Annotated in this window: 19 protein-coding genes and 1 riboswitch; of the genes, 15 read left to right on the forward strand and 4 right to left on the reverse strand. The window is 45.9% G+C overall.

All coding sequences use genetic code 11. The annotated features are described in order from the left end of the window. Window positions 1-78 precede the first annotated feature (78 nt). From AC1DLI_RS19240 to AC1DLI_RS19280, 9 genes are all read left to right on the forward strand, one after another. Complete coding sequence (locus AC1DLI_RS19240; protein ID WP_477605392.1) at window positions 79-1878, forward strand: sensor histidine kinase; 1800 nt, start codon at window positions 79-81, stop codon at window positions 1876-1878. Further along, entirely contained in the window at window positions 1853-2914 is a 1062-nt protein-coding gene (locus AC1DLI_RS19245; protein ID WP_477605394.1) for a response regulator transcription factor, read from the forward strand. The genes AC1DLI_RS19240 and AC1DLI_RS19245 overlap by 26 nt, the downstream gene beginning before the upstream one ends. Window positions 2915-3015: 101 nt before the next feature. Continuing rightward, window positions 3016-4311, forward strand: a complete 1296-nt coding sequence (locus tag AC1DLI_RS19250; protein WP_477605396.1) for an ABC transporter substrate-binding protein — start codon at window positions 3016-3018, stop codon at window positions 4309-4311. 88 nt (window positions 4312-4399) lie between these two features. Further along, window positions 4400-5284, forward strand: coding sequence for a carbohydrate ABC transporter permease (locus AC1DLI_RS19255; RefSeq protein ID WP_308998179.1), 885 nt, complete (start codon window positions 4400-4402; stop codon window positions 5282-5284). Then, the gene (locus tag AC1DLI_RS19260; RefSeq protein ID WP_308998180.1) at window positions 5281-6108 is read left to right on the forward strand and encodes a carbohydrate ABC transporter permease; all 828 of its coding nucleotides are present in this window, start codon (window positions 5281-5283) and stop codon (window positions 6106-6108) included. The genes AC1DLI_RS19255 and AC1DLI_RS19260 overlap by 4 nt, the downstream gene beginning before the upstream one ends. 36 nt (window positions 6109-6144) lie before the next feature. Continuing rightward, window positions 6145-8142 (forward strand): beta-galactosidase, encoded by a 1998-nt coding sequence (locus AC1DLI_RS19265; protein ID WP_477605399.1) that lies wholly within the window; start codon window positions 6145-6147, stop codon window positions 8140-8142. Between the two features lie 185 nt (window positions 8143-8327). Then, window positions 8328-9458, forward strand: coding sequence for an LLM class flavin-dependent oxidoreductase (locus tag AC1DLI_RS19270; RefSeq protein WP_477605400.1), 1131 nt, complete (start codon window positions 8328-8330; stop codon window positions 9456-9458). 212 nt (window positions 9459-9670) lie between these two features. Beyond that, window positions 9671-9991: a chorismate mutase gene (locus AC1DLI_RS19275; protein WP_477605402.1), complete on the forward strand. Its 321-nt coding sequence runs from the start codon at window positions 9671-9673 to the stop codon at window positions 9989-9991. A gap of 27 nt (window positions 9992-10018) precedes the next feature. Beyond that, window positions 10019-10786 (forward strand): DUF3891 family protein, encoded by a 768-nt coding sequence (locus AC1DLI_RS19280; protein ID WP_477605404.1) that lies wholly within the window; start codon window positions 10019-10021, stop codon window positions 10784-10786. 61 nt (window positions 10787-10847) lie between these two features. Here AC1DLI_RS19280 and AC1DLI_RS19285 read toward each other — a convergent pair whose 3' ends face one another. The 4 genes from AC1DLI_RS19285 to AC1DLI_RS19300 form a co-directional block, all read right to left on the reverse strand. After that, complete coding sequence (locus AC1DLI_RS19285) at window positions 10848-11972, reverse strand: Ger(x)C family spore germination protein (protein ID WP_477605406.1); 1125 nt, start codon at window positions 11970-11972, stop codon at window positions 10848-10850. Beyond that, window positions 11969-13069: a GerAB/ArcD/ProY family transporter gene (locus AC1DLI_RS19290; RefSeq protein ID WP_477605408.1), complete on the reverse strand. Its 1101-nt coding sequence runs from the start codon at window positions 13067-13069 to the stop codon at window positions 11969-11971. The genes AC1DLI_RS19285 and AC1DLI_RS19290 overlap by 4 nt, the downstream gene beginning before the upstream one ends. Further along, window positions 13066-14571 (reverse strand): spore germination protein, encoded by a 1506-nt coding sequence (locus AC1DLI_RS19295; RefSeq protein ID WP_477605410.1) that lies wholly within the window; start codon window positions 14569-14571, stop codon window positions 13066-13068. The genes AC1DLI_RS19290 and AC1DLI_RS19295 overlap by 4 nt, the downstream gene beginning before the upstream one ends. Before the next feature lie 150 nt (window positions 14572-14721). Then, window positions 14722-15663 (reverse strand): ribose-phosphate diphosphokinase, encoded by a 942-nt coding sequence (locus tag AC1DLI_RS19300; protein WP_477605412.1) that lies wholly within the window; start codon window positions 15661-15663, stop codon window positions 14722-14724. Between the two features lie 326 nt (window positions 15664-15989). On the opposite strand from AC1DLI_RS19300, the gene AC1DLI_RS19305 reads away from it, so the two are divergent. From AC1DLI_RS19305 to lmr(B), 6 genes are all read left to right on the forward strand, one after another. Then, window positions 15990-17642 (forward strand): GAF domain-containing sensor histidine kinase, encoded by a 1653-nt coding sequence (locus tag AC1DLI_RS19305; protein ID WP_477605414.1) that lies wholly within the window; start codon window positions 15990-15992, stop codon window positions 17640-17642. 9 nt (window positions 17643-17651) lie between these two features. Next, on the forward strand, window positions 17652-18311 hold the full coding sequence (locus tag AC1DLI_RS19310; protein WP_477605416.1) for a response regulator: 660 nt from the start codon (window positions 17652-17654) through the stop codon (window positions 18309-18311). A gap of 159 nt (window positions 18312-18470) precedes the next feature. Then, complete coding sequence (locus AC1DLI_RS19315; protein ID WP_477605418.1) at window positions 18471-19097, forward strand: FMN-dependent NADH-azoreductase; 627 nt, start codon at window positions 18471-18473, stop codon at window positions 19095-19097. A 248-nt stretch (window positions 19098-19345) separates the two neighbouring features. After that, window positions 19346-19795 (forward strand): SRPBCC family protein, encoded by a 450-nt coding sequence (locus AC1DLI_RS19320; protein WP_477605420.1) that lies wholly within the window; start codon window positions 19346-19348, stop codon window positions 19793-19795. A 309-nt stretch (window positions 19796-20104) separates the two neighbouring features. Continuing rightward, on the forward strand, window positions 20105-20689 hold the full coding sequence (locus tag AC1DLI_RS19325; protein ID WP_477605422.1) for a TetR/AcrR family transcriptional regulator: 585 nt from the start codon (window positions 20105-20107) through the stop codon (window positions 20687-20689). 56 nt (window positions 20690-20745) lie between these two features. Next, complete coding sequence (gene lmr(B) / locus AC1DLI_RS19330; protein ID WP_477605523.1) at window positions 20746-22188, forward strand: lincomycin efflux MFS transporter Lmr(B); 1443 nt, start codon at window positions 20746-20748, stop codon at window positions 22186-22188. A gap of 50 nt (window positions 22189-22238) precedes the next feature. Next, window positions 22239-22439, forward strand: a riboswitch (cobalamin riboswitch). Window positions 22440-22633 lie beyond the last annotated feature (194 nt).

Raw genomic sequence — 22633 nt, forward strand, 5'->3', positions numbered from 1 at the left:
ACCGACTAACGCCAGCAAGATAGGGCGTTAGTTTTTTGCGCCATTGGGAGGAAGAATAGAAGGAGGTGGCACGCCGCCATGTTTTCAAAGCTTATGAGGACGTTGTCGGATCCCTTTCGGAGAAGCATCCGCAATAAATTGATTTTTACAATGATCATTTTATCCGTTATACCGATTGTAGCCGTTACCGCTTTGGCAGCTGAGAATAACCGGAAGTCGATGGAAACCGAAGTTATCAGCACGAATTTATCCAATATGAAATGGACGGGTATCTATTTGGGCGAGCAGTTTGCGCAATTAAACAATCTCGTTTACACCGTTCTGATCAGTCCCCATCTCAGCGAATATTTGTCGAGTATAGAGGGCTCGCTTCTATATAATCAGTTTGCCGCGCAAAAAAATATTATGGACACGCTGAGCAATTTATTTTACTCCGCTGGGAACCATGTTATCGGAGTCGAGCTGTTTCTGAAAGAGCCGAGTAAATTGTTTACCATCAGCGCCAACCAATATGATCTTGAGTCGTCGACTGGGATTCCTTCTCCCTACACGGAGCTATTTGAGGAAAACAAGGATTTCATTATACAAACGAAGAGCGGCGATCAGAGCGAATTCCAGCTTATTCGAAGCATTAACCGCTTTGAGAACCGAGAGAAGCTAGGCGGTATCTCGCTGAAAATTCGATGGTCCATGCTGGATCAGACGCTTAATTTAATTGGAAGGGGCGAGGAGCATAAAGTTCTTATCGCCGGCGATGACGGAAGTGTTCTTTATCAACCGTTTGGCGAGAAACCGTCGCAAGAAATCATGGATCAAATCGAGCAAACGAAAGAGGATCAAGGTTACTTCCGATTGCCGGAGGAATATGTCTTCTATAATACGATCGATCCCGTCGGCTTGAAGCTGGTTACGATTATCCCAACGAGTTTTATTAATAAAAGCGCACAATCGACTATGCATTTTGGAATAATTATAGGCGCGATTTCCATCGTCATTTCGACCTTGATCGCGATATTGCTTGCGTGGCGGACATCGAACCCGATCGTAAAGCTTGCAAGATCGATGCAAGGTCTCGGCATTATCAAGGAAACCGAGCTGCCGCAAAGCAATCGCGTGGACGAGATCGGCTTGCTAGAAACGAAGCTGTATAATATGTCCTACCGCATACGAGAGCATATAAAAACGGAATACAGTATTAATTTGGAGAAGAAGACAGCGGAGCTTAAGGCGCTGCAAGCCCAAATCAATCCGCATTTTTTGCAAAATACACTTCAAATGATCGGAAGCATGCTTTTTACCAAAAAACCTGCAGAAAGCTATGAAATTATTCGTTCGTTAAGCGATATGTTCCGTTATGTCATCCGTGACCCCAATGATCTTGCATCCTTAAAAGCGGAAATCGAGCATCTAAACAACTATATGCTTATTCAATCGCAGCGATTTTCATCAAAGCTCAGCTATACGACGGAAATCGACGAGTCGGCAATGGCCTGCTCCATACCGAAGCTGACGCTTCAGCCAATTGTGGAAAACGCGTTTTTTCACGGGCTCGAGAATAAACCGGGCAATTGGGAGCTGAGTGTATCCGTTATATGTGAGCCTGCTGCCGTGCGCATTCGCATTCAGGACAACGGTGTTGGAATCCGCGAGGACAAGCTAGCTGATCTCAAACGGCGGCTGGATCACCAGAACGGGCAAGTATGGACGCACGGCAATCGGATCGGCATTCAAAATGTCGCTTCCCGCATTCGGATGCACTTTGGTTCTGCGTACGGAATTGCGATACAAAGCACGCTCGGAGCGGGGACGACGGTTACGGTTACCATTCCTAATGAATCAGGAGTTGAGCTTCATGATAAAAGTATTGATCGTGGATGATGAGAGCTGGACAAGGGATATTATTAAGGCATTCGGCAATTGGGAGAAGCTTGGCATGGAAATCGTCGGTGAAGCGGAGGATGGACAAGAAGCGCTTCGTAAAACAAAGGAGCTTCAACCCGATATAGTCATTACGGATATGCGGATGCCGGGAACGGACGGTGTCCAGCTGCTTCAGCTGCTTCAAGACCAGTTCCCGCAGATTAAGACGATCGTCATTAGCGGCTACGATGACTTTCAGTACGCGAAGCATGCGCTTCGCTATAAAGCGATGGACTACCTGCTTAAGCCAGTTGATCCCAAGGAGCTGGATTTGGCGCTTTACAATTGCAAAAACATCTTGGAGTCCGAACAAACGGAGCGAGGCGTTTTGGCGCTGGATCTTGATATATCCTATTTGCTTGCTGCCCACAAACAGCTGCTAAAGACTCATTTTAACGAGTTAAATACGGAAGGTGTAACGGCAACGCTTATCCAAATGAAGAATGAGCTTGAGCATAACGGAATTACGAAACCCGCAATGCTGGAACAGGTCGTGCAGGAGCTGCTCCTGCTGCTCAAGGAATTGAAGATTGCCAACTCGCAGGACAGCGAGGGGCTGCACGCTCCATATGGACAAGAAACGGTCGAGTCCTGCGCCAACACGGCTTCGTTTCTTACTCATCATTATGTCACAACAATCGATCAGCTTACGCAGCAGCGTAAGTTCAAAAATAAATTAAATCTGGACGAAGTCCGTCTTTATATGGATAAACACTATACCGAACCGGTAACACTAGACCAACTGGCAAGGGCTTTTTTCGTGAGCAAGGAATATCTGAGCAAAATGTTCAAGCAGGAGTATGGACGTAACGTCACCGATTATATGCTTCATTTGCGGATGGTGAAAGCAAAGGAATGGCTGCTGGACGAGAGCATACCGATCAAAGCGATTGCCGAAATGGCGGGCTACGAGGATATTACTTATTTTTACCGTGTCTTTAAAAAACATTTTGGGGTTGCACCGGGTGAAATGAGGAAGAACGGCGAGGTTTAAAATTGTCCAAGGAAAGAGTCTAATTCTGTCCAATTAAACGCTTTCAAAAATTAGATACAATGAAAGCGTAAACAAAACAAGCTTCTGGGAGGTCAAATTAGATGAAAAAAATGATTAAAGGCTTGCTTATTACCGTGCTTGCTACATCGCTGCTAGCTGGCTGTGGAAACAATGCAAATAATACGGGCAGTACAAATGAAGGGGCAGCAGCCGGCGGAGAAGCAAAGAGTGTCAAGCTCAAAATGTTTATTGCACAGCCAAGGTTTAAGGAGCATTACGATAAATACATTGCAGATTTTGTCGCAAAAGAGAAAGCCGAGAAAAACATCGACGTATCGGTTCAGCTTGAAATGCCGACTGCCGATAACGCCGCGCAAATTTTAAAAACACGTTTGGCATCCAACGATGCCCCGGATATTTTCGCGATTCATGCAATCAATGAGATTCCATCTTACTATAAAGCAGGTTACTTGGAAGACTTGTCCGACCAGCCGTTCGTAGGCAAGCTGCTTGACAGCGTAAAACCATCCGTTACGACGACTGACGGCAAGGTTGTAGCCGTTCCTTTGGAAACTTTGTCGTGGGGATACTTGTACAACAAAAAAATATTTGCTGATAACGGTCTAGTGCCTCCAACAACGCTGACAGAAATGAAAGCGGTTGTAGAAAAGCTGAAAGCGAAAAACATCACGCCATTCGTGCTTTCCTATAAAGAAGCTTGGATTCCTCAACTGCTTCTGCCGCTTGCTGCAGGCGCAATCATCAACACGGAGGATGCTGATTTCATCGAGCGAATGAATAAAGATGAAGGCTCATTCTCGGAAATGAAATCGATGTTTGACATCTTTGATCTAATTAACGCAAACGGAACGGAAAAAGCAACAGAAGTAGGCGGAGATGACGGCGCCGCGGCATTTGCAACAGAAAAAGGCGCAATGTGGCTGCAAGGCCCTTGGTACGCGGAAACGATTCTTAAATCTAACCCGGATCTTGATTTCGGTGTAGCGCCATTGCCAATTAATGATGATCCGAAAGCAACGTTGATCAATCTAAGCGCTTCGACTTCTTTGGCTGTATCCAAAACGACTAAAAACAAAGAAGTTGCTCTTGATTTCATCAACTACGTATTGGATGACACCGCTTCTAACCATTTCTTCCAAGCACTTAAGTTCAATCCAATTGCAACCAACCACACGTACGAGAGCTATCCGTGGGTAAATGACGCAACATCGTATGTTAAAGAAGGAAAATCATACCAAGATCCAGCTATTCCACAATCGGTTAAAGACGAGGTAGGTAAAGGCTTGCAAGCTTACTATGCGGGTCAAATTTCACAAGACGACGTCATTAAAGCGCTAGATAAGGCTTGGAAATCGTTTAATAAAGTAAATAAGTAATCATTGGAACTTAGGATGAAGGGGAGAAAGAAAGCCGTCTTCTCTTCATCCCTTATTTTTAGAGACACATAGGAGAGGGGCGGATACTGTGCCGATCAAGAGCTACAAAAAATACATCTCGTTGTTAACATTCGTCGGACCTGCTTTTATATTATATGCCATCTTCTTGCTTATTCCGACGCTTGGAGGCATGTTCTACAGCTTTACGGATTGGAACGGCTTAAATCAAAATTACAGCTTTATTGGTATCGGAAATTTTATCGAGGCGCTTAAAGAGGATCCGGATTTTGTTGGATCGATCCTGTTTACTTTGAAGTATGTACTGTTTATGGTGGTGCTGCAAAATGTATTTGCTTTGCTGCTAGCCGTCTTTATTGAATCTCGCAAAAAGAGCAAAGGCTTCTTCCGTACTATCTTCTTTATGCCAAACATGATCAGTACAATCATAAGCGCATTCATGTGGACGTTTGTATTTGCGCAGGTGCTGCCTCAGCTGGCAGAGAAGACAGCGCTTACGTTCCTAGACCAAGCATGGATTGGCGATCCGAAAATCAGTTTCTTCTCGATATTGACCGTATCACTTTGGAATGGCGTCGGCTATATGATGATTATCTATTTGGCCGGTTTGCAGGGCGTTCCGCAAAGCTTGAAGGAAGCAGCAGTCATTGATGGCGCAACCGCGTTCCAAACATTCCGCAATGTAACACTTCCGATGATTACGCATGCGATTACGATTTGTTTCTTCCTTACCTTAAACGGTGCTTTTAAAGTGTTCGAGGTCGTGTACGGCTTAACAGGCGGCGGTCCTGGACGGAGCACGCAGGTCATTACGATGAATATTTATGAGGAAGCTTTCTCGAATAACTTTCGGTATGGGTATGCAAGCGCCAAATCGGTCATTCTCTTTATCATTATTCTGGTATTTACATTGATCCAAATTCAAGTCATGAAAAGAAGAGAGGTAGAAGCATGAATCAGAAAAAATCAACCTCAATTCTTATTACGGTTCTGCTGGCTATTGGAGCAGCCATCTCGTTCTTTCCGATTTATTTAGCTGTCATCAATTCATTCAAGACGCAAGGTGAAATGTTCGAATCATTTGTTTCGTTTCCAACGAGCTTTCAGTTCGATAATTACGTGAATGCTTTCCGCCAGCTCAATCTGCTGAACAGCACGCTCAACTCGATTATTATCTCTGTGCTCGGCATTGGGGGAATCATCCTTTGCGCTTCATTGGCCGGCTATAAGCTTTCCCGGACGAGCGGGAAAATCAGCGGCATTATTTTCTTCTTGTTTATTTCATCGATGCTCGTACCTTTTCATTCCATAATGATTCCGTTGACAAGAATGGCCAAAGCCTTGTCTGTTCAGGGCAGTACGTACGGTCTTGCAATTATATACATTGGTCTCGGCGTCAATATGGCCATTTTCCTCTATCACGGCTTCGTAAAATCGATTCCGAGAGAGCTGGAGGAAGCTGCTCAAATCGATGGCTGTAATGAATATCAAACCTTTTTCAAAATCATCTTCCCGCTGCTAGTTCCGATTACGGTAACGATCGCGATTTTGGACTTCCTTTGGATATGGAATGATTTCCTGCTGCCGCTGCTCATGCTGACGGATGTAGACAACTACACGCTGATCTTGTCTACTAACACGCTGTTCGGGGAGTATAATAAGGAATGGTCGCTCATCTTGGCCGCGCTCGTGCTGACGGCAATTCCAGTCATTATCATTTATTCGTTCTTCCAGAAATTTATTATGCACGGCATTGCCGAAGGTGCCGTAAAAGGTTAATCTACGTCAAATCCAGCTGAAGAAGGAGCTCTTACGATGGAAAAATTGTTGTACGGCGTTGCCTATTACGACGAATATATGCCTTATGAGAGATTAGATGAAGATATTCGGATGATGAAAGAAGCAGGCATAAACGTCGTTCGGATTGCTGAATCGACTTGGAGCACGCATGAGCCGCAAAACGGCGTGTTTGACTTCTCTTCCGTCGATAAGGTGCTGGACGCCATGCATAAGGCCGGCATTGCCGTGATAGTCGGAACGCCGACCTATGCCGTACCTGCTTGGATGGTAAAAGAGCATCCAGACGTGCTCGCGATTACCGCCATAGGGCCTGGCAAATATGGTGCGCGTCAAATTATGGACATTACGAACCCGGCCTACCTCTTTTATTCGGAGCGGATTATACGCAAGCTGATTAGCCGCGTGAGCACTCATCCAGCCGTTATTGGTTATCAAACGGATAATGAAACGAAGCATTATGAAACGGCGGGGCCGAATGTCCAGCTGCAATTCGTTAAATATATGCGGGAGAGCTATGGCACGCTTGAGCGCGTGAATCAGCTGTTCGGACTGGATTATTGGAGCAATCGCATCAACAGCTGGGAGGAATTCCCTTCGGTTGTCGGTACGATCAATGGCAGCCTTGGCGCGGAGTTCGCAAAGTTCCAGCGTAAGCTGGTGAATGATTTTCTGGCATGGCAGGTTGCCCTTGTAAATGAATATAAGCAGCCGGGGCAATTCGTCACGCAAAACTTTGATTTTGAATGGCGCGGTTATTCGTTTGGCGTCCAGCCTTCCGTTGATCATTTTGCTGCCTCTGAGCCCTTCGATATTGCAGGCGTTGATATTTATCATCCCTCTCAGGATGATTTAACGGGGATTGAGATTTCATTTGGCGGCGATATGACGCGTTCGCTGAAAAACAGCAACTACTTGGTTCTCGAGACGCAAGCGCAGGCGTTTCCACATTGGACGCCGTATCCTGGTCAATTGCGGCTGCAAGCGTTCAGCCATCTCGCATCCGGGGCGAATATGGTCGCTTATTGGCACTGGCATTCCATCCATAATTCATTTGAAACGTACTGGAAAGGTCTATTAAGTCATGATCTAAAGCCTAATCCGGTTTATAATGAGGCGATGACGGTCGGAGCTGATTTTGCTAGGCTGAGCGAAAAACTCGTTAACTTGAAGAAGCGCAATCAAGTTGCCGTTATGGTAAGCAATGAAGCGTTGTCCGCGATGGAATGGTTTAAACTTCCAGACGGAAAAATCTATAATGACGTCGTTCGCGCCTTGTATGATGAATTGTATAAATTAAATGTCGAGGTTGATTTTATTCAGCCGTCATTTGAGCAGTTGGATAATTATAAGCTGATTATTGTTCCAGCGCTCTACGCGGCACCTACTGAAGATTTGGAGCGGTTAAACGCTTATGTTAGCGGGGGCGGCCATGTCGTCTATACGTTCAAAAGCGGATTTACAGATGAGGTTGTAAAAGTTCGCGATACTGCGCAGCCTGGCATCATTAACGAGGCATGCGGGATCACATACAGCTTGTTCGTGAAGCCAAATCAAGTGGGCCTAAAAGGGAAGCTGATTAAGGATAGCGATGAGCTTGGCTCCGTTGAGATGTGGATGGAGCTCATCACGCCAACGACTGCCGAGGTGCTGGCTTATTATGAGCATGCGCAATGGGGTGAATATGCTGCCATTACGCGAAATAAATATGGTAAAGGAACGGCAACCTATATCGGATGCATGCCAAGCGCAGAAATCGTGAGCAGAGTGCTAAGCGGCGCGGTTCGTGAAGCGGGATTATGGGGCGCGGAGCAGGAGCTTGCATTCCCGGTCATCGTGAAAACGGGTGTCAATGGCAACGGGAATACCATCCGATATTATTTCAACTACTCCGGAAATGCGGCTTCCTTTAACTATAGTCATCCGAGAGGCAAAGAGCTGTTGTCAGATCGAAGCATATCGAGCGGAGAGTCATTGGAGCTGGCTCCTTGGAGTTTTGCAATTATTGAAGAGTAATGAAAGAATAAGGTTGAGGCGAGCATGACTTGCTTCAACCTTTTTTGCGTATGCTAATGCTCAAAAACATACTTTGAAACCATGGTGCTATACTTGACGGAATTAAATTACTTATGTATCATTACTTACTATAAGTAACTTAGGTGCATACAAAGCGTTATGTTTCAGCGCTTGAATAGAATAGTATGAAAGTGGTGTTTGTCATCAAAGAGGATACACATTCAGAAGGCTTACTTCGCACAGAGAAGCAGCCTGGCGATTTTGAATTTGGTATTTATACGTTGGGTGATCTTAGTCCAAGTCCCGTTAACGGACAAATGCCAAATGCGAGAGAACGAATGAAAGAGATTATAGCGGCCGCACGGATCGCCGATGAGGCCGGCATCGATATTTTTGGCGTGGGCGAGCATCACCGATTGGACTTTGTGATTTCATCTCCCCCTGTTGTACTTGCGGCAGTTGCGCAAGCAACAAAAAACATTCGGTTAACAAGCGCAACGACTGTACTTGGCACGTCTGATCCGGTTAGGGTATTTGAGGATTTCTCGACTTTGGATTTGTTGTCGGACGGGAGAGCGGAAATCATTGCGGGCCGCGGAGCGTATGTCGAGTCTTTCCCGTTATTTGGCTTTGAGCTGACTGACTATAAGGCCCTGTTTCTAGAGAAGCTTGGCATGCTGCTAGAATTGAACAAGAACGAGCGGGTAACTTGGGACGGCTATTACCGGACAGCACTGCAAAATGCGGAAATTGCACCACGTCCAGTGCAGCCTATCTTGCCCGTTTGGGTCGGAGTCGGAGGCACTCCGCAAAGCGCGGAGCTGGCCGGAAATTTAGGGGCAGGCATGGCGCTCGCGTTACTAGGCGGCGACCCTGCGCGGTTTAAGCCGCTCGTTGATGTATACCGAAACGCAGGCTTTCAGGCTGGCCACAAGCCGGATGCGCTAAAAGTCGCCATTACAAGTCATGGCTATATCGCGAAGACCGCCGAACAGGCAAAAAACGAATACTATCCCTATTATGCGAATTATGTTAGCCGTTTCATGGGTGGGGATGCCAGAGGCCAGAAGCTCACGCGTGAGCAATTCGAGCTGATGGCAAGCCCGATGAGCGCATTGGCAGTGGGAAGCCCGGAGCAGCTGGTGGAGAAGATATTAGCGCAGCATGAGCTGTTTGGGCATAATCGCTTTATGGCCCAGTTCGATATCGGCGGGATCCCTTACGCTAAGGTAGCAGAATCAATAGAGCTGCTCGCGACAAAGGTAGTACCGATTGTTCGCAGAGAGCTGCGGAAATCAGCGATGCAAACGGTGTAATGCACCGATATTAAATAAAAACAAGACTGGTTACTGCCATCATAATGGCTGCGGCCGGTCTTTTTTGTTTTACGACATCGGACGGCGGCTGGATTCATGGTGTTTATCGTTCGCGAGAATGGAGCGCAGGAACAGTTTGATGAAACGGCATAGCCGATTCGGTCACGGAGATGGTACAATTATATTAAAAATGACAGATAAGGGAGAGGCACATGAAGGCTTCCAAATTAGATGAGTTAAGACAAAGCATTGATCAATTAGATAACGAGATTATTTCCTTGCTCGCGAAAAGGTTTCAATTAACGGAAGAAGTGGGTACTTATAAAGCAACTCACAAGCTTGCTGCGCAAGATCCGGGCCGTGAGTCCAAACAGTTTGATAAAATTACGAATCTTGCAGCGGATCGAGATTTGAATCCCGACTATGCGGCTGTCATATACAGATGCATGATGGATTTAGTCATTGCCAGACATAAAGAAATAGAGTTGTCCCATCAGAAAAATACGCCAATTGGACAAATAGAGGTCTGTTAATCAGCCGTTTACTTCAAGTGGGAAGGGATGATATCGATGATCGTTTACGAGAAGGAAGACGCATTCATCTTGATTGCTCAGCAAGATCATGCCCGAATTTCGGGAGATCTTGTTTCTGCGTGGCAGGACTCGCTGTTCCATAGTGCCGAGCGCAGGGAAGAGCTAAACCTGGCTGCTTATGAGCATGACAGCAGTTGGATAGATTTGGATCGGATTCCGCTTTGGAATGATGCGGTTAACGCTCCTTTTTCATTCCGTGATTTTCCGGGAAATATTCGCTTTATCTTTTACTCTAAGGGACTTGACCGCGTGCAGGAAACGAGTGAATATGCTTCGCTGCTCGGCAGTATTTTGTATACGACGCTTGCTGAACAGTTTAGAAACGAGGATACCGTTACGTTCGTTGAACGTGAATTCGCCCGGCAGAGTGCGATTATAGAGCGTTTGCAGCTTGACGTAAAGCTGCTTCAGCTGCATGCAAAGGCATTGCTGCTTTGTGATGAGTTGTCGTTGTTCGCATGCATGGAGCAGCCAGGAACATTGCGAGAGAATTACGAGTGGTTTGCAAATGGACTATCGTACTGGTTCGATCGCTCGGGGCAAACGCAATTGATTCCCGAGTGGATCGGTGAATCGACGATAGAGCTCGATCCGTTTCCTTTCCGCGGAGCAGTAGAAACCGCCATTTCCTTCAAGGAGGTTCGCAAACCGGATATTACGCGATATGGCATCGCGGAAGCCTATAGGCGAGAGACGCTTCAAGAGCATAAATTATTTTTCCGGCCCAAATCATAAGCGCGCATGGAAATGAGGAGATTCCCTATGGTAGGGGAACTCCTCATTTTTGCATCCTCATTTATTTAATCGGCCCCATTGCCCCTATGGTTAAATCAACCTTAATGCGCAGCTCGGCTTTGGAGAAGGCTTCGCCCCAATCATCCTCCACCTGCATATATTGTTTGTATTGAAAAGCTCTGGCATATACGCCTAGTCCTATGGGATCAATTTTATGCTTTTGTATCTTGCGAACAAGCGCTTCGATTTGCTGCTGCATGAGCTGGGAAGTCAGCTTCTCCAACTTATCCGCGTTTTGCTCTACGTCAAAAGGGAATAGATGCTCCGAGAGTCCCACCTTCGATTTAATGTGAATATCAAAGATGAATTTCTCGTTTTTATAACCGGTTTTGATTTTCGTTTTTATTTTCCCGCAAGTAAAGCTGATCGTATCGGTTGAGAAAGGACCTCGTACAGGCATGTCCGGTATTTGATAAGATAAACTTACTCCAGGGTCCGTTTGCTTCTGCAGGATGCTGAGAAGGATGGATTCCTGCGCCCCTAATGACATCATGTATTTGCCTTTTTGGTTTAGCAACGCTGTCCCTTTAAGCTTGATCTGTTTGTTCACGACCTTAACCTCGGCAAAATAAGGGGTAACCCCTTTATCAAAAAATTGCCGGTGAAGCTCTTGTGCGGTTGTTGCGTAGGTTTCTGATCTTTTGGTTTTGGTATCGATCATCCCGCGTAACAGGATCGGCATTAGCGGCTGATCTGGCGGATTTAAATACATAAGCTCCTTCACAGATCCGTCAACAGCGATGATTCGGTCCATTACCGTATTACGAGCATCACGAAAAAGGATATCAAGCATGGGAAACCAATCTTCATACTTCAGTAACTGCTTGCCAATTAATATGACTTGGTAATTTCTCCCTTGTATGGAGCCGGCGGTTTGGGCGTCCTGTACCGATTTTGAATCGCGCAGCGTATTAGCGATGCCCTCCATTTCTTGGCTTTTTTTCTTTATGTTTTTACTGAATACCGGTGCGGAGGAATAGAAATGAAATTTCTCGTTTTTATCGATATCGATCCCGAGGGCAAGCGGAGTCGAAGCATTTTCTAAATTCAATTGATCTCCGCATGCGGATAACGTGAAACAAACGATGATGAGAACGCAGCAAACGTACTGGATCCGCAGTTTCATAAGGCATTCCTCGGGTGCAGCCGGTTGTAAACCGCGATATAAATAAGCAGCAGGCTGGGGAGTATGTACTCCATGCCAAAACCAAACCATGACAGCCATTTTTCCAGCATATTGCTTTGATTAAAGGTAGGCTGATAGAAAAAGGTGCCGATTGCCAGCATTACGCAAAGCACGCGCAGCGGTGTTCGATGGTCGCTTAATCCGAAAACCAAGCTTATGCAGAAGGTTGTTATGTACATACTGGGTACCCAAACTAACGAAAAAACGAACAAATAAAAGGAAATGAAGGGAACCTCGATGCGTTCGATAAAACGGAATTCGATCGTTTTTAAAATACTGATGATAGGGTCATTATAAAAGCTGCTTTCATTCGGGCTGTAGTATATGAAGCAGATTATCGTAATGAAAAGATACACCGACATCGTGACTGTGTTTGAGAGAAACAGGGCGGATGCGGCTTTTTCTTTATTTTTCAAATAGGGATATAAAATAAAAACTGCTGCCAGACCGAGGCTAGGATACATAGTGGCTTTGACCGCTGAAAGGACGGGCAGCAAACCTTCTTTGAAGAGAGGCAGCAAATTAAGCCAATGGGCGTATTTTAAGGTGAATAAATAAACAAAGGGCAGCCAGCAGGAAATTACAGCTACCAGCTCTGCGTACCTTCCTAAAATACGCGGACCGCCTATCGCGATCTTATAAGCGGGAAACAAGAGCAGAATCATTAAGATATAAGGCTGCGTGTTAGGCAGAAGCCAAATTTTTACAATAAGGATCGCGCGTACTAAACCGTCATACAAGAGCTGGAAAAAATAGACCGCCATCAAAAGAGCAAAGCCCTTACCGATCCATTTTCCCATTATATTGGACAGCGTGTCGATTAACGTCCTGCCGGAACAGCTTCTCATCACCAAAACAATGATATAGCTGCAAAAGAGGTTAATAGCATAGCCTATAGGCAGTGCCATCCATCCATCGCTGCCGGCAGCCTCAGCCAGCATTCTCGGCAAAGATAGAACCGCGACGCTGATCTGCATGCCGGAAATGACAAAAACGAATTGCATGAACGTAATCGTATTTTTTTCCGCGCTTATCATGGTTCTTCCTCCTTAGGCTGGCTTTTGGTTTTACGTATTTCTTGAATAGGCGAAGTACTCTTGGGCCGTTTGTTCAGTAACCATAGCGGTGCCCTTATGAGGGTGTCCTTCCAGTCTGTAAATCTTACCGGTGCAAGCGGGATTCCATATGGCATACCAAGTGATTTAAGCGACAATAAGTGAGCGATCATCGACATCAAGCCGATAATGATTCCGACGAATCCAAACAAGGAAGCAAGAATCATTAACATGAAACGCATTAAGCGGACGGTAGCGACCATATCGTAATTGGGCAAAATGAAGGAAGAAATCGCTGTGAACGCCACTACAATAACCATTACGTTACTGATTAGACCGGCCTGAACGACAGCTTGGCCAAGCACGATACCACCTACAATCCCAACGGTTTGTCCAACGGGAGCCGGGAGTCTGACGCCTGCCTCACGAAGCATTTCCAAGGTGAGCTCCATTATAATTGCCTCTACGAACGGCGGGAACGGCACTTGTCCGCGAGATTCCCCGAGCGTAAGCAGAAGCTTCATTGGAATAATTTCGAAATGAAAGGACACCACGGCGATGTAAAAGGCAGGCAGAAAAGTGGCGGTAATAAAGGCAAACATCCTCAGCAGCCGCAAAAAGGTTGCGATTGACCAGCGGGTGCTGTAATCATCTATGCTTTGAAAATAAGAAAAAAAGCTGACAGGTGCTACGAGAACGCTCGGAGACCTGTCGACGATAACGACGCATCTGCCTTGCAGAATTTGCGAGGCGGCGGAATCCGGCCTTTCGGTCAATACAAACTGTGGGAAGAGGGAATACGGATTATCCTCGATGAGCTCGGACAGCTCGCCTGTATTGATAATGACATCTACGTCGAGCTCCTGAATTCTCTTCTCTAGAGCGAGTACGAGGTCGCTGTTCGCCACATCCGCCAAGTACAAGATCGTGACGGCCGTTCTTCCGCGTTCACCGACAATCAGCCGTTTCATTTTCAGCTCACGATTGGGAATATAGCGTCGAATCAAAGCGATATTTTGTCCGCTTGTTTCAACAAAGCCTTGATGGGCGCCTTTTAAGGAGGCTTCCATTTGCGGATCCTCGATTGCCCGCTGCGGCCAGCCGCCAGTGCCGAGTGAATAGGCATGTTCTCTACCATCTACAAACAATATGCTGCGTCCATGAAGAATCGAAACTTCGAGTTGAGGCCAATTCTTCAACTCTGCCATATGCCCGACGGTCATCATGAGATTATCCCCGGGTTTTCCGCCAGCGGGCTGGAACTGAAGGGGGCGGAGAACATCATTATTAATGACCGAAGTATCGGTGAGCCCCTCCAAATAGACGAGGACTGCTTGCTCACTCGTCTGGCTTATAGTCAATTTCCGGATAACTAAATCAGGAGTATCGGAAAATAAACGCTGCATATGCTCGATATTATCGGTTAACGATGTTCCGATACACGCAGTTTGGTCCGATTGTTCCTTTTCTTGCTGTTCTTTCATGCGGTGTATTCACCTTCCCGCTTTCCCATTCTCATTTGCCTCTTATTTTGCCACGGTTTTCCATGGTTATTCACGGCATAAGAAATACCCCCTTGCACAGAGCAAGGGGGTAAATGATAGATAGTTTAGCAATAAAGCATGCGAATGGTTTTAGATACCTGCTTTGAACAAGGTGTTTATCGAGCCGCCTTCTGTAATGATTTTGATTGCTGTAGCCAGCAGCGGCGACATCGGCAATACGATAAACTTATCGGATCGTTCTTCGCCGATCGCGATTGTGTCCGTAATGACGACCTCGCGAATGTTCGGATGGTCAAGCTTCTCGAGCGCATTGGCGGAGAAAAGCCCGTGCGTTGCGCATATGTAAGAATCATGAGCGCCTTTTTTCTTAAGCGCCTCTACAACGTTCACGATCGTGCTGCCTGTATCGATCAAGTCCTCGATAATGATTGGCGTCATATCCTCAACGTCGCCGATAATATGCGTAATCTCGGATTGGTTATGCGCAGGCCGGTTTTTGATCATGATGGCGAATGGGCAATCGAGAAGTCCTGCAAGTTTCTCGGCCGTTGTTGCACGTCCTGCATCGGGAGATACGACTACCGGGTTCTTAATCTTCTTGGCTCTTAAATATTCTATGATCAAATCAAGCGCTGTTAGATGATCGACCGGAATATCGAAAAAACCTTGTATCGGATCTGCATGCAGATCGACTGTAATAATGCGGTTAGCGCCAACTGTAGTCAGCACATCTGCAACCAGCTTAGCCGAAATCGGCTCGCGCGGCGCTGATTTTCTTTCTTGTCTCGCATAGCCGTAATAAGGCATGACGATATTGATGGTTTTGGCTGACGCGCGTTTTGCGGCGTCAATCATAACCAGCGTCTCAATCAAATGCTCGTTAACGGGATGCGAAAGCGATTGAATGATAAAAACGTCACAGGTACGAATCGATTCCCCGTAGGATACATGGATTTCTCCGCTCTGCTGCCTCGAGATAGCGACATTGCCGAGCGGGAGCTCAAGCTCCTTGCAAAGTTCTTCGGCAAGCCGTTGGTTCGAGGTGCCGGAAAAAATTTTAACCTTTTGCATTTGTTCCTCCTTAAAGGTTTGCGTAGCAAACCTACTTCGTAAGCGTGGGCTTAGGTTTGCGAAGCAAACCTACTTCGTAAGCAAATTTCATCGATAAGCGGTATTCTTTGCTCAATCATATCAAACAAAACATAGGAGAACAAATATTTGCTGTACCGTTTATCGTATTGGAACGAATAATGAAAGGCGACTTTTAATCAAAAAGCCTTACCGGAAACGTTGATCATTAAAAATGCCGTCCATTGAATAGAGAAATCTATAAGGAGACGGCTCTTTTTTTGCTAATTATGTAGGTGTATAATGTGTGCTTAGAAGGGAGTGGGAGCATGTCCGCAGAGATAAGGGCTTATGAGCTGGTCGCGTTGAAGGAAATCGCCGAGACGCTGAACAGCACCAACGACATGGAAGAAATGCTGAAAGACGTGCTTGCCAAGCTGCTTCAAGTAACGGGCTTTACGACTGGCTGGATCTTTATGATCGATAATCATAGCGAAGATTTATGCGTGACAGCGCAAAATTTGCCGGAGGGACTTCGGGCAAATAATCAAGCGGTCATGTGCGGATCAGGATGCTGGTGCGTAGAGAGATTCAAGCAAAAAAAGCTGGAGCAAGCGGTTAATATTATCGAATGCTCCAGAATTACATATGCAATTAACAATGAGCTGGGTGATACGGAGGGCGTTTCCCATCATGCGACAGTGCCGCTTCATGCCGGCTCAGACCGTTTCGGGCTGTTAAACGTCGCGCAGTCCGGCAAGGTTCATTTCTCCGAGGAGGAGCTGGCCCTGTTGCAAGCGGTAGCCTATCAGATCGGCACGGCAATTAAACGGATACGGCTTTACCAGGTACAGGAGAAACATGCCAGTCATTATGCCAAGCTTGGCGATGTTATTCAGAAAATAAATGCCATTCAGGATATTAACAATTTGCCGCTTCAAGCCGTCAGACATATTGGCGATACCTTCAATTGGCAGCATGTATCGTTGTTTATGTACGAGCATCAGCAATTATCACTGCGGGCGCATTATACGGATAAGCATGTCAAAAAAGAGTGGCTTTCCATGGAGATCGATCAAGGCGGAACGGTAAGTACAGCTTTTCGCGAGAATCGGATTGTAACTTTGTCCAATTGCCATCAGGTTCCGAGCTCATCTTTGTTGTCCATCGGTATTCCTCCGTTCTCCTCAGCCGTGGCGATTCCGCTCCGTGTTCGAAGCAAACCGATAGGCGTATTGTTTATTAGTAGTCAGCTCGGCAGACAATTTGATGACTATCTCGAGGATTTTTTATACTCTTTAGGGGATCATTTTACGCTAAGCGTAGAAAATTTACGGGTGTACGAGCAGCGGCGCGAACTTGCTAGAATGGAAGAGAGAAACCGGATGGCAAGAGATTTGCATGACTCGGTCATCCAAAAAATATTTTCATTATCCTTTCTAGCCAAAGGCGCAGAAACGGTTCTTGCGGGCAAAGAGCCGATCGTAGAACGATCGCTTCAAGAAATAAGGCAGCTTTCCCAGGAAACGCTGAAGGAAATGCGAACGCTCATTTGGCAGCTCCGTCCGGCAGGCTTAGAGCATGGCCTACTTACTGCGCTGAAGCAGTATGGCAAGAACATGGGCATAACGGTATTCGAGCAGGTTGAAGGCGTAAGGGAGCTGCCCCGCGCGATAGAAGAAGCCTTCTGGCGGATCGGGCAGGAAGCAATGAACAATGTAAAGAAGCACGCGGATACCAATATTGTACATGTTCGGCTAATAAAATCGGAGCAGTTCGCAAGCATTGAAATCAAAGACCAAGGCCGGGGGTTTTCGCCTGAGAAACGAAAAGGCAAGATGACGATGGGGATGCTGACGATGAGGGAGCGGGCGGAAACGCTAGGCGGCGAGCTGTCGATCATAAGCGCGAAAGGGCGGCCCACCATCGTGAAAGCGACAATTCCGGTTGCGACAGATATGGAAATGTGGGATGAGGAATGAGGAACAAACGTGAAGATCAAAATATTATTGGTTGATGATCATCAGATTGTACTAAAGGGTATTTCTTTTTTTCTAACGATGCAGCCGGATTTCGAATTGGTCGGAGAAGCCCATAACGGACAGGAAGCAGTCGAGAAGGCAGCCGAATTAAATCCGGATATCATTCTAATGGATTTGAACATGCCGATCATGGACGGGATTGAGGCGAGCACGCTGATCGCTAAGCAAAATCCCGAAATCAAAGTGCTCGTATTGACGAGCTTTTCGGATCGGAGCCATATTGTCCCAGCGCTGCAGTCCGGCGCTATCGGTTACATGCTGAAGGATGTCGAGCCTGATCAGCTCGCCGAAGCCATCCGCAGCGCATATAAAGGAAATATACAGCTTCACCCGGACATCGCGAGCGCGCTGCTTGCGGAGGTAGCACCGGAAAATGCGCCGTCGAAAGAGTTGCCGACCCGGGAATTAATCGAATTATTGACCCCGCGAGAGCTTGAAGTGCTTCAGGAGCTTACCAAGGGGATGAGCAACAAAGATATCGCGCGAAACCTGACGGTGGCCGAAAAAACGGTAAAAACACATGTTAGCAGTATTTTAAGCAAGCTGAATATGACGGATAGAACACAAGCCGCTTTATACGCGGTGCATCTAATGAAAGAAAACGACTAGACAACCGTCTAAGACTATAGTCGTAAGACTGGATCTCGGCCTTGAGCGGTTAATTATTATCTTTTTTTCGGTCTATTTACCGATGCTTCCCCCCACTAAACTATATACAATAAAGATACTTACCAAAAGTAAATCATACATTGTGGAGGGAAACAAATCATGAGTACAGTTTTATTTGTTAAAGCAAACGACCGCGGAATCGAACAGGGCACTAGCGTTAAGCTATATCACGCTTTTCTAGATAGCTACAAAGCCAGCCATCCTGAGGATGCTGTAGTTGAGCTGGATTTGTTTAAAGAAGAATTGCCATACCTGAATGCGGATATGATCAACGGTAACTTTAAAGCAGCCCGCGGCTACGACCTGACACAAGGAGAGCAAGCGGCAGTTGCGGTATCCGATAAATATATCAATCAATTCCTTGCTGCAGATAAAGTCGTATTCGCATTTCCGCTTTGGAACTTCACTGTGCCAGCAGTATTGCACACCTACATCGACTACCTTTCTCAAGCAGGCAAAACATTCAGTTATACAGCTGAAGGCCCAGTCGGCTTGATTACAGACAAAAAAGTAGCGCTGCTTAACGCACGCGGCGGTATTTACTCCGAGGGTCCTGCTGCTGGGGTTGAAATGTCGTTCAACTTCATTCGCAACGTTATGGGCTTCTTCGGCGTAAGAAACCTGGAGAGCGTAATTATCGAAGGACACAACCAACTGCCTGATCAAGCGGAAGCCATTGTTGCAGCCGGACTTGAGCAAGCGAAAAAAGTAGCAGCAAGCTTCTAATATCAGCTGAAAAGATAAGGCAACCGGACATCCGTCCGGTTGTCTTTTTTTAATATATGGCTATGTTAAATCTTAATGTTGATATTTGATATTTACGAACGAATGTTCTATAATTGAGGTAACAGTTCGGTTCGGAGATGATATTTCAATGGATTTACGGGAGCTAAAAAAGCTTGCTGATACACTGGACGATAGCGGTAAGCAGGAACTAATCTTTGTTTATAAAAAAAGTCAAGGGAGGATATGGTATGAGTATTCAATTTGAAACGAAAAAAACCTTTAATGTTCCAAGAGAAAAAGTATACGAAGGCTTGTTGGATTTGGAGTCAGCAAAGCATTGGATGCATGGGTTAGTTCGAATAGAGCGATTGGATGAAGGTCCAATAAAGGTTGGAAGTGTGTGGAAAGAAACCAGGAGAATGATGGGGATAGAGGGGGCGGAAGTATTAAAAGTTACGGGTCTGGAGCCTAATAAAATTCAAATCTATGTAGACGGTTCAAAAGGGACAAGCGGTAAAGGTGAACATTTTTATACATATTCAATTAAAGAATTAGGAAATGCTACAGAGGTTACTTTACACGGTGAAATTAAAGGGATGACTGGAATTGCAAAACTGGTTAGTAAACTAATGACAGCCTCATACCGAAAAATTTGTGCCAAGGATTTGGACGGGTTGAAGAATTATCTGGAAAAATAGTATCCAAAGTTTACTCCTTCAACTAACGGAGAACGATAGCTTAATGAACCGCCTTATCACCAAGGCGGTTTTCTTATGCTCAAAAATCAACATCAGAGTTTAACATAGCCTAATATATAAAAATTTATATGTTTTCACATATAAATGTGCTTATATATCTCCGCGAAACGACTGCTTTTGCCACAGAGGACGGCGACAGCCGGTTACGCTTGTTGCAGAGTGCTTTTTGTAAATAAAAAATGGTTGACTCCAACCGCTGATCGATGTTTATATTATATAGACCGATCGTTATAATCGAGGAGTGAATGAATGTCAGAAAAACATAATACACGGCATGCCATTCTTGAAACAGCAGCAAGACTTTTTTTTACAAAAGGTTATCATGCTACTGGTTTAAGCTTAATTATTAAAGAGAGCGCATGTCCGAAGGGCTCACTGTATTATTATTTTCCCGATGGTAAAGAAGAACTGGCGCTTGAGTGCATCAACTGCACACGCGATCTTGTTATCGAGAAATGGAATCGTAAATTTTCCGCCTACGAAGAGCCGGCAGAAGCCGTACAGGCATTCGTTATCGATATGGCAGAGGATGCCGAGAAATACGATTACCAAGGCTATATGCCGTTTAGCTTCTGGATGGCGGTGGAAACCTCATCGATCAGCGAGAAGTTAAGAGCCGCCGGACAGGAAGTGTTTGCGGCATGGCAATCGGTCATTTCCGAACGGCTTGTTGCTTATGGCATGGCTGAGCCCAAAGCAAAAGAGATTGGCGTCGTCGTCGTTTCACTGCTGGAGGGCGCGCTAATACTGACGTTGACGAATCGGGATAAACAGCCGCTTCTGACCGCAGCAAAGTGTATACCTTACGTCATAAACAAATGCCCTTCTTTCTGAGAAGGCATAAATAAAGTTAGATAGATATGGGAGAGTGGAGTAGCTTGCAAGCAACAATGGCAGTATCGCAGCAAAAAACGGAGCAGAAATATAAAGTATTTCCGATTATGATTTCCTTGCTTTTGGCCGGCTTTGTCGGCATGTTCAGTGAAACGGCGTTAAATGTAGCGCTTAGCGATTTAATTCGTGTTTTTAATATAACCGCACCGACGGTACAATGGCTGACGACCGGCTATTTGCTTACACTTGGTATTTTAGTTCCGGTGTCGGGCTTATTGCTTCAATGGTTCTCAACAAGGCAGCTGTTTATAGCTGCGGTAAGCTTTTCGGTGCTAGGCACGCTTGTAGCAGCGCTTGCTCCAAGCTTCGAAGTGCTCATGGCTGCGCGCGTCATTCAAGCCATCGGGACGGCACTGCTTTTGCCGCTTATGTTTAATACGATACTTATTATTTTCCCGCCTGAGAAGAGAGGAGCGGCGATGGGCGTAATCGGGCTTGTTATTATGGTTGCCCCCGCGGTTGGACCGACGATTGCCGGACTTCTCATTGAAAATCTGAGCTGGCATTATATTTTCTGGCTGTCGCTTCCTTTCTTAATCATAGCCCTTGTTTTTGGAATCTTCTATATGCAAAATGTGTCCACGATTACTAAACCAAAAATCGATGTTTTCTCACTTGTATTTTCGACCATTGGCTTCGGAGGAATCGTGTTTGCATTCAGCAGCGCAGGTGAAGGTGAAGGCGGGTGGAGCAGCACGAAGGTTGTAACATTTATGATCATTGGTATCGTCGCGCTAATCGTTTTTGCTATTCGTCAACTGACGATGAAACAGCCGATGATGAACTTGCGAGCCTTTAAGCATCCGATGTTCGTTGTGGGAACACTGATGGTATTTATTTGCATGATGGTTATTTTATCCTCTATGCTCGTTTTACCGATGTATTTGATCAGCGGGCTGGGTCTTAGCGCTCTCACGGCTGGTCTAGTCTTATTGCCGGGCGGACTCATCAACGGCATTTTGTCGCCTGTAATGGGCAGCTTGTTTGATAAATTCGGTCCAAAATGGCTCGTCATTCCGGGGCTTGTTATCCTTGCAGCTGTGCTTTGGTTCTTTACCGGTATTACGACGGCTTCGACGCTCGCGCTCATCATCGTGCTTCATTCTTGCTTGATGATAGGGATCTCGATGGTTTGGATGCCGTCGCAAACCAATGGCCTTAACCAGCTTCCACGTGAACTGTATCCTGACGGCACAGCAATTATGAACACGCTGCAGCAAGTGGCGGGAGCCATAGGCACAGCGGTAGCAGTTAGCATTATGACTGCTGGGATGAACAGCTTTATGAAGGATGTATCGGATCCGGCTGATCCGGCAAATGCGCCGCTAGCATTAACGTCGGGTATACAGGATGCGTTTATTTTTGCCATGGTCGTTGCGGTCATTGGTCTAATTGTCGCTTTCTTCATTAAACGGGTTCATGTGGCCAAGCAGCATTAAATCCTGTATAGACAAACCCCCTTAATCCCGATATGATTGATTAAATAATCGAATATTTGTTAAGAGAAGGTGCAAACAGAAGCTAGCTTTTTGTTTGCTTAAAAGGGAAGTCCGGTATCACGCCGGCGCGGTCCCGCCACTGTATGTGAAGAGCGTTTCTCTGAATTTACCACTGTCTGCCGTTAGGATGGGAAGGTAGTGAAACGCGTTGACGCACGAGCCAGGAGACCTGCCTTTTCTTATTTTGCTTCTCATTCTTCGGGGGTAAGGATGGCGAGCGCAACCGTTAGGCAAAGCGCATGATGTTTATTTTATATGCAGCTGCTAATCTTTCATTTGACATGCAGATCCCCTCTAAGCAGGGGATCTTTTTTTTGTTTTTGCAGCCAAACGGCAGTGAGACGAGGAAGCGTGTGCATGAAATAAGAAATGGATAAAGGGAGTA

It is taken from the genome of Paenibacillus sp. 01T443 (genome assembly GCF_056398325.1).

Bases quoted from the DNA above. Each gene is read 5' to 3' on its own strand.
- AC1DLI_RS19240 (WP_477605392.1), top strand. From the start codon at position 79: ATGTTTTCAAAGCTTATGAGGACGTTGTCGGATCCCTTTCGGAGAAGC.
- AC1DLI_RS19245 (WP_477605394.1), top strand. From the start codon at position 1,853: ATGATAAAAGTATTGATCGTGGATGATGAGAGCTGGACAAGGGATATT.
- AC1DLI_RS19250 (WP_477605396.1), top strand. From the start codon at position 3,016: ATGAAAAAAATGATTAAAGGCTTGCTTATTACCGTGCTTGCTACATCG.
- AC1DLI_RS19260 (WP_308998180.1), top strand. From the start codon at position 5,281: ATGAATCAGAAAAAATCAACCTCAATTCTTATTACGGTTCTGCTGGCT.
- AC1DLI_RS19265 (WP_477605399.1), top strand. From the start codon at position 6,145: ATGGAAAAATTGTTGTACGGCGTTGCCTATTACGACGAATATATGCCT.
- AC1DLI_RS19270 (WP_477605400.1), top strand. From the start codon at position 8,328: ATGAAAGTGGTGTTTGTCATCAAAGAGGATACACATTCAGAAGGCTTA.
- AC1DLI_RS19275 (WP_477605402.1), top strand. From the start codon at position 9,671: ATGAAGGCTTCCAAATTAGATGAGTTAAGACAAAGCATTGATCAATTA.
- AC1DLI_RS19280 (WP_477605404.1), top strand. From the start codon at position 10,019: ATGATATCGATGATCGTTTACGAGAAGGAAGACGCATTCATCTTGATT.
- AC1DLI_RS19285 (WP_477605406.1), bottom strand. From the start codon at position 11,972: ATGAAACTGCGGATCCAGTACGTTTGCTGCGTTCTCATCATCGTTTGT.
- AC1DLI_RS19290 (WP_477605408.1), bottom strand. From the start codon at position 13,069: ATGATAAGCGCGGAAAAAAATACGATTACGTTCATGCAATTCGTTTTT.
- AC1DLI_RS19295 (WP_477605410.1), bottom strand. From the start codon at position 14,571: ATGAAAGAACAGCAAGAAAAGGAACAATCGGACCAAACTGCGTGTATC.
- AC1DLI_RS19300 (WP_477605412.1), bottom strand. From the start codon at position 15,663: ATGCAAAAGGTTAAAATTTTTTCCGGCACCTCGAACCAACGGCTTGCC.
- AC1DLI_RS19305 (WP_477605414.1), top strand. From the start codon at position 15,990: ATGTCCGCAGAGATAAGGGCTTATGAGCTGGTCGCGTTGAAGGAAATC.
- AC1DLI_RS19315 (WP_477605418.1), top strand. From the start codon at position 18,471: ATGAGTACAGTTTTATTTGTTAAAGCAAACGACCGCGGAATCGAACAG.
- AC1DLI_RS19320 (WP_477605420.1), top strand. From the start codon at position 19,346: ATGAGTATTCAATTTGAAACGAAAAAAACCTTTAATGTTCCAAGAGAA.
- AC1DLI_RS19325 (WP_477605422.1), top strand. From the start codon at position 20,105: ATGTCAGAAAAACATAATACACGGCATGCCATTCTTGAAACAGCAGCA.